The 11,840-nt window shown below is 72.6% G+C and carries 9 protein-coding genes; 7 read left to right on the forward strand and 2 right to left on the reverse strand.

Annotated elements, in window-relative coordinates; all coding sequences use genetic code 11:
* Positions 1 to 19 precede the first annotated feature (19 nt).
* The 6 genes from dacB (at position 20) to folE (ending at position 8,065) form a co-directional block, all read left to right on the forward strand.
* Positions 20 to 1,471 carry a D-alanyl-D-alanine carboxypeptidase/D-alanyl-D-alanine-endopeptidase gene (gene dacB / locus ACFV1W_RS00220; protein WP_380411321.1) on the forward strand — a complete coding sequence of 484 codons (1,452 nt, stop codon included), beginning with the start codon at positions 20 to 22 and terminating at the stop codon, positions 1,469 to 1,471.
* A 332-nt stretch (positions 1,472 to 1,803) separates the two neighbouring features.
* The gene (locus ACFV1W_RS00225; RefSeq protein WP_380411324.1) at positions 1,804 to 2,988 is read left to right on the forward strand and encodes a zinc-dependent metalloprotease; all 1,185 of its coding nucleotides are present in this window, start codon (positions 1,804 to 1,806) and stop codon (positions 2,986 to 2,988) included.
* Positions 2,989 to 3,308: 320 nt separating this feature from the next.
* Positions 3,309 to 4,436: a tRNA lysidine(34) synthetase TilS gene (gene tilS, locus ACFV1W_RS00230; RefSeq protein ID WP_380411327.1), complete on the forward strand. Its 1,128-nt coding sequence runs from the start codon at positions 3,309 to 3,311 to the stop codon at positions 4,434 to 4,436.
* 70 nt (positions 4,437 to 4,506) lie between these two features.
* The gene (gene hpt, locus ACFV1W_RS00235) at positions 4,507 to 5,061 is read left to right on the forward strand and encodes a hypoxanthine phosphoribosyltransferase (RefSeq protein ID WP_030059589.1); all 555 of its coding nucleotides are present in this window, start codon (positions 4,507 to 4,509) and stop codon (positions 5,059 to 5,061) included.
* A gap of 225 nt (positions 5,062 to 5,286) precedes the next feature.
* Positions 5,287 to 7,338, forward strand: a complete 2,052-nt coding sequence (ftsH, locus tag ACFV1W_RS00240) for an ATP-dependent zinc metalloprotease FtsH (RefSeq protein WP_380411329.1) — start codon at positions 5,287 to 5,289, stop codon at positions 7,336 to 7,338.
* 121 nt (positions 7,339 to 7,459) lie between these two features.
* On the forward strand, positions 7,460 to 8,065 hold the full coding sequence (gene folE, locus ACFV1W_RS00245) for a GTP cyclohydrolase I FolE (RefSeq protein ID WP_380411332.1): 606 nt from the start codon (positions 7,460 to 7,462) through the stop codon (positions 8,063 to 8,065).
* A 23-nt stretch (positions 8,066 to 8,088) separates the two neighbouring features.
* On the opposite strand, the gene ACFV1W_RS00250 is transcribed toward folE, so the two are convergent.
* Entirely contained in the window at positions 8,089 to 8,214 is a 126-nt protein-coding gene (locus ACFV1W_RS00250; protein WP_380411335.1) for a hypothetical protein, read from the reverse strand.
* Between the two features lie 148 nt (positions 8,215 to 8,362).
* The gene (locus tag ACFV1W_RS00255; RefSeq protein WP_380411337.1) at positions 8,363 to 9,517 is read right to left on the reverse strand and encodes an alpha/beta hydrolase; all 1,155 of its coding nucleotides are present in this window, start codon (positions 9,515 to 9,517) and stop codon (positions 8,363 to 8,365) included.
* A 379-nt stretch (positions 9,518 to 9,896) separates the two neighbouring features.
* Here ACFV1W_RS00255 and ACFV1W_RS00260 point away from each other — a divergent pair, with 379 nt between their 5' ends.
* A complete protein-coding gene (locus tag ACFV1W_RS00260; RefSeq protein WP_380411339.1) occupies positions 9,897 to 11,738 on the forward strand; it encodes a phosphatidylglycerol lysyltransferase domain-containing protein in 1,842 nt (613 codons plus the stop codon).
* Positions 11,739 to 11,840: the final 102 nt, after the last annotated feature.

Here is an 11,840-nt window from a genome sequence, read left to right on the forward strand (position 1 = left end):
TCGGGAAAGGGGCCTGTCGGTGGGAGCAGGGGGAGGGGCGGCGCGCCGTCGCAGGGGGACGGCCGCCGGACTGTGCGGAGCGGTCCTGCTGGCCGCCGGAGCGGTACTGGGAGCGGGCGGGGCGCACGCGCAACCGACCCCCACCACGCCGAGCGGGAGCGGTTCACCGGCCGCGCCCCCGGCGCCCGCGACGGGCGCCGTGCTGGCCGCCGCCGGGAGCGGCCCGGAGGCCGCCGTCCCCACCGCGAAGGGCCTCCAGCAGGCGCTCGGCCCGTACGTCTCCGACAGGAACCTGGGCACCGTCACCATCGCCGTCGCGGACGCCGCCGACGGCCGGCTCCTGTACGGCTCGGGGGAGAACGTCCCGGGCACGCCCGCCTCCACCACCAAGCTCGCCACCTCGGTCGCGGCCCTGTCGCTGATACCCGGCGACACCCGGCTCGCCACCCGGGTGGTCCGCGGCGCGCGCCCGGGCACCATCACCCTGGTCGGCGGCGGGGACCCGACGCTCACCGCGCTGCCCGCCGACCAGGTGCAGGTCGGTGGCCGGCCCGCCGACGCCGACACCGCCCCGGCCTCGCTGGAGGAGCTCGCCCGGCAGACCGCGGCCGCGCTCAAGGCGGCCGGCACCACCACGGTCGAGCTGGACTACGACCTGTCGCTCTACACCGGCAGCCCCCAGCACCAGAACCCCGACAACCAGAACATCGCCCTGGTCGTCCCGCTGATGGCGGACGAGGGAAGGGTGGATCCCAGGAGCCGCGAGGAGGCCCCGGACCGGGTCGCCGACCCGGCCGACGCGGCCTCCGCGACCTTCGCCACGATGCTCGCCGCCCAGGGTGTCACCGTCGACGGCAGGGCCAGACCGGCCGCCGCCCCGGCCGCCGCGGACGCCCCCGTCCTCGGCAAGGTCGAGTCGCCGACGGTCGCCCGGTTGGTGGAGCGCCTGCTGACCACCTCCGACAACCAGCTCGCGGAGGCGATGGCCCGTCAGGTCGCCCTGGCCGCGCACCAGCCGGCCAGCTTCGAGGGCGCGGCGGCCGCCGTCACCCAGCGGCTGGCCGAGCTCGGCGTCCCGACGGCCGGGGTGCTCCTCAACGACGGCAGCGGCCTGAACAAGGGCAACCAGATCCCGCCCGCCGTGCTGGTCCGGATCCTCGCCCTGGCCGCCTCCGACCAGCACCCGGCGCTGCGTCCGGTCCTCACCGGTCTCCCGGTGGCCGGCTTCACCGGCACCCTCGGCAAGCGCTACGGCGCAGGTTCCGGCGCCGCCGACGCGGCCGGCCTGATCCGGGCCAAGACCGGCACCCTCAGCGGCGTCAACACCCTCGCCGGAACCGTCGTCGACGCCGACGGCCGCCTCCTCGCCTTCGCCGTCATGACCCGCACCCCCGACACCGTCCCCGCCGACACCGTCCGCGCCGCCCTGGACCGCGTCGCCGCCCACCTCGCCTCCTGCGGCTGCCACTGACCAGCCGCGTGGAGGGCAACCGCCCTGCCCGTCGCGCCCGTTGACCCGCGGGGCCGCCCCGCCGGACCGGCCGCTGCGGTGATCGGCGCGGCTCGCGCGCGGGCGAGCCGGCGGCCCGGGGCGACTCCGTGGCCGGCGGCCCGCCCGCGCCTTCCCGGTGGCCCGGCGGCCGCGGTGCCGGTGGCCGCCCTTCTGCGTCGTGGCCCGCCCGGGCGGTGCTCGCCGCGCCCGGGGCCGCCGCCGTCGGCGGCGGGTTCGAGGGGCCCGGGGGCGGGCAGGGTGTTCGTAACGGGTGGCTGCCGTTGACGGTGGGGAACACGTACGGTGAGGGCATGACGAGCGCGAGTGGCGGGGCTGACATGGTCGACTGGAATCTCGCGGTCGCAACCGCGACCAGGCTGGTGCGGCCGGGGCCGGAGGTGAGCCGCGCGGAGGCGGCGGCGGTGGTCGCCGAGCTGCGCCGGCACGCGCTGGAGGCCGAGGAGCACGTGCGGGCGTTCACCGGTATGCGGTCGAGCAGTCTGGCCGCCGCCGCCGCGACGCCGGTGCTGGTGGTGGACCGCCCGGGGTGGGTGCGGGCGAACGTGGCAGGCTTCCGCACGGTCGTCCAGCCGCTGGTCGACAAGCTGCAGGCACGACGGGCGAGCAGCCCTGCCGCGGGCGTGCTCGGTGCCGTGGGGGAGAAGGCGACCGGGATCGAGGTCGGAGCGCTGCTGGCGTTCCTGGCGACGAAGGTGCTGGGCCAGTACGAGACCTTCGCCCCAGGCGAGCCCTCGCTGGAGGCGCCGGACAGCCCGGCGGCGCTGTTCGACAAGCCGCGGCTGGGGCCGGAGAGCCCCGGGCCGGGGCGGCTGCTGCTGGTGGCGCCGAACATCGTGCACGTCGAGCGCGAACTGGACGTCGACCCGTCGGACTTCCGGCTCTGGGTCTGCCTGCACGAGGAGACCCACCGGACGCAGTTCACCGCGGTGCCCTGGCTGCGCGACCACATCCAGTCCGAGGTGCAGTCCTTCCTGGCCGAGACGGACGTCGACCCGGGCGCGCTGCTGGAGCGGCTGCGCGACGCGGCGGGTTCGCTGGGGGCCGGGCTTCCGGGGGCGGGCAACCGGGAGGGCCGGGAGGGCGCCTCGGCGGGGAACCTGCTGGAGATCGTCCAGTCGCCCGCGCAGCGCGAGATCCTCGGCCGGCTGACGGCGGTGATGTCGCTGCTGGAGGGCCACGCGGACGTGGTGATGGACGGGGTCGGCCCGGCCGTGGTGCCGACGGTGGCGGAGATCCGGGAGAAGTTCCAGCAGCGCCGCGACCGCGGGGCGAACCGGCTGGACCTGGTGCTGCGCCGGCTGCTGGGCATGGACGCCAAGCTGCGGCAGTACCAGGACGGCGCGGTGTTCGTGCGGGCCGTGGTGGAGGAGGTCGGTATGGAGGGGTTCAACCGGGTGTGGACGTCCCCCAACACCCTGCCGACCAAGGACGAGATCCACGACCCGGCCGCCTGGGTCGCCCGGGTCGGCCGCTGAGGAAGCCTCCCGGGGGCCGCGGGCTGCCCCGGGTCGCCCCGGCGCCCCGGTCGGGCGATTCCGGCGCGCGGCGGGGCCGCTGCCGGTCGGTGGCGGTCAAACCCGCTCGTACGAGTGGTCCAATCGGGCAGATGGTGGGTGAAGATACGTTTCTCCATTCACCCGAACGTGGGACGGTGGTCGTACCGGTGGCGCGGGTGGCGTAGCGGGTCGCCGCTTTCTGCCACCATCTGTGAGCGCCCGGTAACGCGGCGCAATGCAGGTGCGCGGTCCCGGCCGCCCGCCGCAGTCCTGTCCCCCTCGTCGAGGAGTCGTCCGCCGTGGGCCCTCACCCCGCCGTCGCCGCGATACGCCTGGCCGTTCGCCGCACGCTCACCGACCTCGCCGCCGAGGCCGGCAACACCTTCACCGCGCCCGTGCGCGAGCCCCGCGAACGCCCGGCCGGGGCCCCGCTGGTTGGCGCCGCCGTCGGCACCACCCTCATCGGCAACGCCGCCCGCCACCCCTCCGGGCTGCCCCGCACCCCGGCCGCCCCCGGCTCGCCGCTGGTCCTGGTCGCCGTCAGCGGCGGCGCGGACTCGATGGCGCTGGCCATCGCCGCCGCCTTCGAGGCCCCCAAGATCGGCCTGCGGGTCGGCGCCGTGACCGTCGACCATGGCCTGCAGCCCGGTTCCGCCGACCGCGCCGCCCAGGTGGCCGAGCGGCTGCGCTCGCTGGGCCTGGACCCGGTCGAGGCCGTCCCGGTGCTGGTCGGCCGCTCCGGCGGTCCGGAGGCCGCCGCCCGGGACGCCCGCTACGCCGCGCTGGACGAGGCCGCCGAGCGCCACGGAGCGATCGCGGTGCTGCTCGGCCACACCCGGGACGACCAGGCCGAGACCGTGCTGCTGGGCCTGGCCCGCGGCTCCGGCTCGCGCTCGCTGGCCGGGATGCCCGCGCAGAAGGGGCGCTACCGCCGCCCGCTGCTGGAGCTCGACCGGGCGGCCACCCGGCAGGCCTGTTCCGCCCAGGCGATCCCGGTCTGGGACGACCCCCACAACTGTGATCCCGCCTACACCCGCTCCCGGGTCCGCCACGAGGTGCTGCCGGTGCTGGAGAAGCACCTGGGCGGCGGCGTGGTGGAGGCGCTCGCCCGTACCGCCCGGCTGTTCCGCGACGACGCCGACGCCCTGGACCAGTGGGCCTCCCTGGCGGAACGCGACCTCCGTACCGGCGAGGGCGCCCTGGACGCCGTGAAACTGGCCGAACTGCCGCCCGCCGTGCGCCGCCGGGTGCTGCGCCGGGCCGCGCTGCGCGCGGGCTGCCCGGCCGGGGACCTGTTCGCCCGGCACCTGGAGACGGTGGACCTGCTGGTCACCGGATGGCGCGGCCAGGGGCCGCTGCACCTACCCGGGGGCGTCGAGGCCACCCGTAGGTGTGGCACGCTGGTCTTTCGGCGGCAGGGCGACTGAGGGCGAGGCATGTCCCGGGGGAGCCGGCCGCCGGCCACACAGACCCCGAACGTTTGAGGACGTATCCCCGGTGGACCAGAACGACATGGGCGCTGACCTCGCGAAGGTGCTCATCAGCAAGGACGAGATCGACGCCAAGCTCCTGGAGCTGGCCGAGCGCATCGACCGGGACTACGCAGGCAAGGACCTGCTGATCGTCGGCGTCCTCAAGGGGGCCGTGATGGTCATGGCCGACCTCGCCCGCGCCCTGCACTCGCAGGTCACCATGGACTGGATGGCCGTCTCCTCGTACGGGATGGGCACCAAGTCCTCGGGTGTGGTGCGGATCCTGAAGGACCTGGACACCGACATCGCCGGCCGTGACGTCCTGATCGTCGAGGACATCATCGACTCGGGTCTGACGCTGTCCTGGCTGCTGGGCAACCTGGGCTCGCGCGGCCCGGCCTCGCTGGAGGTCTGCACCCTGCTCCGCAAGCCGGACGCGGCCAAGGTCGAGATCGACGTGAAGTACGTCGGTTTCGACATCCCGAACGAGTTCGTGGTGGGCTACGGCCTGGACTACGCGGAGAAGCTGCGTAACCTGCCCTTCATCGGCACCCTCGCCCCGCACGTCTACGGCGGCTGAGGGCCCCGTTCGGGCTACGGGCGGGAACAGTAGGTTGTTCCCGCCCGTTGGACGGGGGGACAAAGAAGCACAGCCGTGTCGCCGTGCTCCCGCCATCGGTGGGTGCGACTGCGGTACGGTCCAATAAACCGCTCTTCACATGAGCACCGACCGGATGCGCCGCGGCCCACAGCCACACGGCGCCGTTGAGTGGCAGGAGGGACGGGGCGGAAACGCCCCGCATGGATGGACGTCAAGCGATACTTCCGTGCGCCGATCATGTGGATCGTGCTGGCCGTCCTCGCCGTCATCGTACTGATGCAGGTCGTTTCGGACTCGAACGGCTACAAGACGGTGGACACCGGTCAGGTCGTCGCAGCGATCGACGCGCACAACGTCAAGTCGGCGCAGATCACCACCGGCGACTCGAACACGATCAAGATCCAGCTGAAGGACGGCGCCACGCTGTCCCCCGCCGGTACGGGCAAGGCCCCGTCCGGCAGCAAGTTCCAGGCCTCGTACATCGGTGACCAGGGCGTCGCGATCGCCGACAAGCTGCAGTCGCAGATGAACGACCGGAACAGCTCCCTCACCGAGGGCTACACCGTCAGTCCCGAGAAGCAGAGCACCTTCGTCAGCCTGCTGCTGTCGATGCTGCCGATCGTCATCATCGTCCTGGTCTTCCTGTTCCTGATGAACCAGATGCAGGGCGGCGGCTCGCGGGTCATGCAGTTCGGCAAGTCCAAGGCCAAGCTGCTCACCAAGGACACCCCGAAGACCACCTTCGCCGACGTCGCCGGCGCCGACGAGGCGGTCGAGGAACTCCACGAGATCAAGGAGTTCCTGCAGGAGCCGGCCAAGTTCCAGGCCGTCGGTGCCAAGATCCCCAAGGGCGTGCTGCTCTACGGCCCGCCCGGTACCGGCAAGACCCTGCTGGCGCGTGCCGTCGCGGGCGAGGCCGGGGTGCCGTTCTACTCGATCTCCGGTTCCGACTTCGTCGAGATGTTCGTCGGTGTCGGCGCCAGCCGCGTCCGCGACCTGTTCGAGCAGGCCAAGGCGAACGCCCCGGCGATCGTCTTCGTCGACGAGATCGACGCCGTCGGCCGGCACCGCGGTGCGGGCCTCGGCGGCGGCCACGACGAGCGCGAGCAGACCCTCAACCAGCTGCTGGTCGAGATGGACGGCTTCGACGTCAAGGGCGGCGTGATCCTGATCGCCGCGACCAACCGCCCCGACATCCTGGACCCGGCGCTGCTGCGCCCGGGCCGCTTCGACCGCCAGATCGCGGTGGAGCGCCCCGACCTCCAGGGCCGTCTGGACATCCTCAAGGTGCACCAGAAGGGCAAGCCGATCGCGCCCGACGTCGACATGTCGGCCGTCGCCAAGCGCACCCCCGGCTTCACCGGCGCCGACCTGTCGAACGTGCTCAACGAGGCCGCGCTGCTGACCGCACGCTCGGACAAGAAGCTGATCGACAACGGCATCCTGGACGAGGCGATCGACCGCGTCGTGGCCGGTCCGCAGAAGCGCACGCGGATCATGTCCGACAAGGAGAAGAAGATCACCGCGTACCACGAGGGCGGTCACGCCCTGGTCGCGGCGGCCTGCCAGTACAGCGACCCGGTGCACAAGATCACCATCCTGTCCCGCGGTCGGGCGCTCGGCTACACCATGGTGCTGCCGGACGAGGACAAGTACTCCACCACCCGCAACGAGATGCTCGACCAGCTGGCCTACATGCTGGGCGGGCGCGCGGCGGAGGAGCTGGTCTTCCACGACCCGACCACCGGCGCCTCGAACGACATCGAGAAGGCCACCGCCACGGCGCGGGCCATGGTCACCCAGTACGGCATGACCGAGCGCCTCGGTGCGATCAAGTTCGGCACCGACAACTCGGAGCCGTTCCTGGGCCGCGAGATGGGCCACCAGCGCGACTACTCGGAAGAGGTCGCCGGGCTGGTCGACGAAGAGGTCAAGAAGCTCATCGAGAGCGCGCACAACGAGGCCTGGGAGATCCTGGTCGAGAACCGCGACGTGCTCGACAACCTGGTCCTGGAGCTCCTGGAGAAGGAGACCCTGAACAAGGAGCAGATCGCCGAGATCTTCGCCCCGGTCGTCAAGCGCCCGGCCCGGCCGGCCTGGACGGGCTCCGCCCGCCGCACGCCGTCCACCCGGCCGCCGGTGCAGTCGCCGAAGGAGCTGGCGCTCACCAACGGCGCCGCCGCCTCCGACACCGCTCCGGTGGACATCGTGAAGCTCCCGCCGCTGCCGGCCTCCGAGCCGCCCGTGGAGGGCTGACCGGGGCCTCCCCGCAGGCACTCCCCGTAGGGAATGGTTGCCGCGTCACCAGGGTTTGTACCCTGGAGGCGCGGCATCCGTGCTGTTCCCCAGAGTCTTCCCACGAGTAAGCGAGGCCCGCATGATCGACCCGGTGACGCTCGACGGTCCGCCCGCCGTCGGGACCTTCGACCAGAAGCGGGCCGAGAACGCCATTCGCGAGCTGCTGCTCGCCGTCGGGGAGGACCCGGACCGCGAGGGCCTGCTGGAGACCCCGGCCCGGGTCGCGCGGGCGTACAAGGAGATATTCGCGGGCCTGTGGCAGGAGCCCGAGGACGTCCTGACCACCACCTTCGACCTCGGCCACGACGAGATGGTACTGGTCAAGGACATCGAGCTGACCTCGGTCTGCGAGCACCACCTGGTGCCCTTCCGCGGCGTCGCGCACGTCGGGTACATCCCGTCCACCAGCGGCAAGATCACCGGGCTGTCCAAGCTCGCCCGGCTGGTCGACGTCTACGCCCGCCGCCCGCAGGTGCAGGAGCGGCTGACCAGCCAGGTGGCCGACGCGCTGATGCGGATCCTGGAGCCGCGCGGGGCGATCGTCGTGATCGAGTGCGAGCACATGTGCATGTCGATGCGCGGCATCCGCAAGCCCGGCGCCAAGACCTTCACCTCCTGCGTGCGCGGCCAGCTGCGCGACCCGGCTACCCGGGCCGAGGCGATGAGCCTCATCATCGGTCGCTGAAGAAGGGGTCGGACGGCAAGGGCTCAGGGCACCTCGTGCTCCGCGTGCGGCGGAGCCGGGGTGCCCAGTGCGTTGCGGCGCTCCGGCACCCGCAGCGTGACCATCCGGCGCCAGCCGAAGACCCGGTCGTACAGGTGGGGGGCGTGCACCCCGAGGGTGACCGCACGGCGCCTCCTGCGCGGATCCGGGGCGGCGCCCGCCGGGGGCGGACGGGCGGTCGCGATACTTCCCCCCTCGCCGCGGGCCGGACGGGACCGGCCGGCGGGTCATCACTCGGACGCGCCGGCCCCTCGCCCGTCACCCCAGGTGGGAGCCCAGCCACTCCAGCGAGGCGGGCAGCTCCTTGGTCCAGCTGTCGAAGTTGTGCCCGCCGTCGTCCAGGTACAGCGACTCCACCTTGAACCGGGGATTGGCCGCCGCGGCCTGGGTGGCCTGGTCGACGAACTGGACGGTCTGCGGGTAGTCCGCCTCCTTGCGGGTGGAGACCACCAGCAGGTTGAGCGGCGGGGCCGGGAGGTTCTGCAGCCGCCAGCCGAGGTCGTGCTGCTGCGTGAGCGCCTTGTCGCCGTTGAAGAGGTCGCCGCCGGTGTACTGGTCCTGGCGCACCGTGAAGTCGCCGTGCAGGCCGGCGGCGTTCCCGTAGACGTCCGGGAAGCGCATCGACAGGCGCATCGCGCAGCTGCCGCCGGTGGAGTAGCCGAACAGACCCCAGGAGCCGGCCGAGCGGCCGAGCCGGTACGCGCTGTGCAGCGCCTCGGGCACGTCCTTGACGAACCAGGTCTCGGTGCGCGGCCCGCCGGGGACGTCCACGCACTCGGTGTCCCGGGCGGGGACCACCGCCGGGCGGGCCAGGACCAGGACGGTCGGCGGCATCTTGCCGGAGTGCTGCAGCTCGACCGCGGTCTGCACCAGCGGCAGTTCCTTGAGCAGGTTCAGCGTGGTGCCCGGGAAGCCGGCCAGGGCCAGGACGACGGGGAAGCGGACCAGGGCGAACTTCGGGTCGAAGTACTCGGGCGGTAGGTAGACGAACATCTGGTCGGAGAAGCCGGTCTCCTTGCCGTTGACCCGGACCGACTCGATCTTCCCGACCTCCTCCGGCGCGCCCTTGGGCAGGTTGGAGACGCCCTCCAGACCGCCCTCGTTGGTCGGCTGGACCAGCTGGTCGGAGACCGGCGTGCCGCCCTTGTGGTTCTCGTTGCTGGTCAGTGCCAGTTTCGCGCCACCGGGGTTGAGCAGGTCGTCCCACGAGGTGTAGAACCCGAAGGAGTTGTTCACCGACAGCGCCAGCACCGCGAGGATCGAGACTTGAACGACTGTCAGCAGGCCGATCCGGCCGAGTACCGGGAGCGGACGCTGTCTGGCCAGCCGCGGCCAGACCCACAGCGTGGTGACCAGGGCGACCACTCCCAGTGCGAGCAGCGAGTTCACCAGCGCTTCGCTGGTCAGTTCCATGCCGTCGGCCTTCCGGTGGGACGCTGTCGGTGCAGGCTTCATCGTCTGGCGGTCCGTCAGGTCGGGCCACCGCAGCTAGGCTGTCCGGGCGCCCGGGCCGGCACGGGAGGGCGGGGGGAGACCAGGGGCAACCGGCGCCCTAGAATGCGGCGTCCACCGTACGTAACGCGTACCGGAGGGTCCTGTCCCGCCACGCGGCGGCGGGCCCACGGCTCCCACCCCCGGCTCAACCCGCAGCGCGCCCACGGCCCCGGATTACCGTCCTTTTCCGGGTCCTTGGTATGCGCATTGCCTGATGAAGGAATAGGCATGAAGGTCCATCACACGTGCTCCCCCGGAGTGAACGGACACCGCACCGCAGCCTCTACGCTGAGCTTCCATGAGCGTTCCCGTGTCCGTTGAGCCGAGCCCCGAGCAGCCGCCGCGCCGTCGGCGCGGCCTGCAGACGCTGCGCAACCAGGCGGCCGCCGTCCCGAGGGCCTGGCTCCCCGGCGCGGTCGGCTACGCCTGTCTGCTGATCGGGCTGGTGGACATCGCCAGCGCGGTGTTCCCCAAGCTCCGGCACACCAAGATGCACACCTTCGCCGGGCAGCTGCCGGGCGGCACCACCAGCCTGGCCGCGGTCGGCACGCTGATGGTCGGCATCCTGCTGGTTCCGCTGGCGCACGCGCTGCGCCGGCGCAAGCGGCGGGCCTGGCGCGCGGTCTGCGTGCTGCTGCCGCTGAGCGCCGCGCTGCACATCGTGCGCTGGCACCAGGTCGGCCCGGCGGTCGTCTCGCTGCTGGTCTTCGCCGTGATGCTGGTGCACCAGCGCGAGTTCTACGCCAAGGCCGACCCGCGCACCCGCTGGGTCGCGGTGGTCAACCTGGTCGTGATGGGCACCCTCAGCGTGCTGCTCGGCCTGCTGATCGTGAGCACCCGGACCAGGTACGAGGTCGGACACCCGGCCCTGCTGGAGCGGCTGCAGCACGTCGGATACGGCCTCTTCGGCTTCGAGGGGCCGGTCCGCTACAACAACGAGCGGATGTCCGACCTGGTCGCCTACCTGCTCGGCGGCCTGGGCCTGCTGACCGCCTTCACCACCGCCTACCTCGCGCTGCGCCCGGGCAAGCCCAAGCCGGAGCTCACCGCCGAGGACGAGGAGAAGGTCCGCGAGCTGCTCAAGCGGCACGGCGAGCGCGACTCGCTCGGCTACTTCGCGCTGCGCCGGGACAAGAGCGTGCTGTTCTCGCCCACCGGCAAGGCCGCGATCTCCTACCGGGTGGTCTCCGGTGTGATGCTCGCCTCCGGCGACCCGGTCGGCGACGTCGAGGCCTGGCCCGGCGCGATCAAGGTGTTCATGGCCGAGGCCCGCGAGCACGCCTGGGTGCCGGCCGTGATGGGCTGCAGCGAGGTCGGCGGCGAGGTCTGGACCCGCGAGGCGGGCCTGGACGCGCTGGAGCTGGGCGACGAGGCGATCGTCGACACCAGCACCTTCTCGCTCTCCGGCCGGGCCATGCGCAACGTCCGCCAGATGGTCAAGCGGATCGAGCGCAACGGGTACTCCTGCAAGGTGCGCCGGGTCTCCGAGCTGAGCGTCGAGGAGAAGTTCCGGATCGCCGACGCCGCCGCCCGCTGGCGCGGCACCGACACCGAGCGCGGCTTCTCGATGGCCCTGGGCCGCTTCGGCGACCCGCTGGACGACGACTGCGTGGTGGTCACCGCCCACAAGGCCCCGGAGGAGGGCGAGAGCGGGGACGACCTGAAGGCCGTGCTGCACTTCGTGCCCTGGGGGCCGGACGGCATCTCGCTGGAGCTGATGCGCCGCGACCGCGCCGCCGACCCGGGCCTGAACGAGCTGTTGATCGTCGCCGCCCTCCAGGAGGTCGGCGCCCTGGGCATCCGCCGGGTGTCGCTCAACTTCGCGATGTTCCGCTCGGCGCTGGCCCGCGGAGAGCGGATCGGCGCCGGCCCGGTGCTGCGCGCCTGGCGCGGACTGCTGGTGTTCCTGTCGCGCTGGTTCCAGATCGAGTCGCTGTACAAGTTCAACGCCAAGTTCCAGCCGGAGTGGGAGCCGCGCTTCCTGGTCTTCCCGAGCACCCGGGACCTGCCCCGGATCGGCTTCGCCGCGATGCAGGCGGAGGCCTTCATCACCCTCGGCATGCCGCGCTTCGGCCGCAAGCGCCAGCGCGAGGGCCTGATGCCCGTGCCGTCGACCCGCGAGGTCGGCGAGGCCGCCTGAGGCACCCCGACACCCTCCGGGGCCCCCCCCCCCCAAAAACGCCGCGGGGGCCCGGGCGGGAAATGGGGGGTAGGGGGCGCCCCCGGCGCAACCAACGAAATC

It is taken from the genome of Kitasatospora sp. NPDC059648, assembly GCF_042734825.1.
Taxonomy (GTDB): Bacteria; Actinomycetota; Actinomycetes; order Streptomycetales; family Streptomycetaceae; genus Kitasatospora.

Coding starts and splice junctions, on each gene's coding strand:
- ACFV1W_RS00260 (WP_380411339.1), top strand. CDS start 9,897: ATGAGCGTTCCCGTGTCCGTTGAGCCGAGCCCCGAGCAGCCGCCGCGC.
- ACFV1W_RS00255 (WP_380411337.1), bottom strand. CDS start 9,517: ATGGAACTGACCAGCGAAGCGCTGGTGAACTCGCTGCTCGCACTGGGA.
- ftsH (WP_380411329.1), top strand. CDS start 5,287: ATGGACGTCAAGCGATACTTCCGTGCGCCGATCATGTGGATCGTGCTG.
- ACFV1W_RS00225 (WP_380411324.1), top strand. CDS start 1,804: ATGACGAGCGCGAGTGGCGGGGCTGACATGGTCGACTGGAATCTCGCG.
- folE (WP_380411332.1), top strand. CDS start 7,460: ATGATCGACCCGGTGACGCTCGACGGTCCGCCCGCCGTCGGGACCTTC.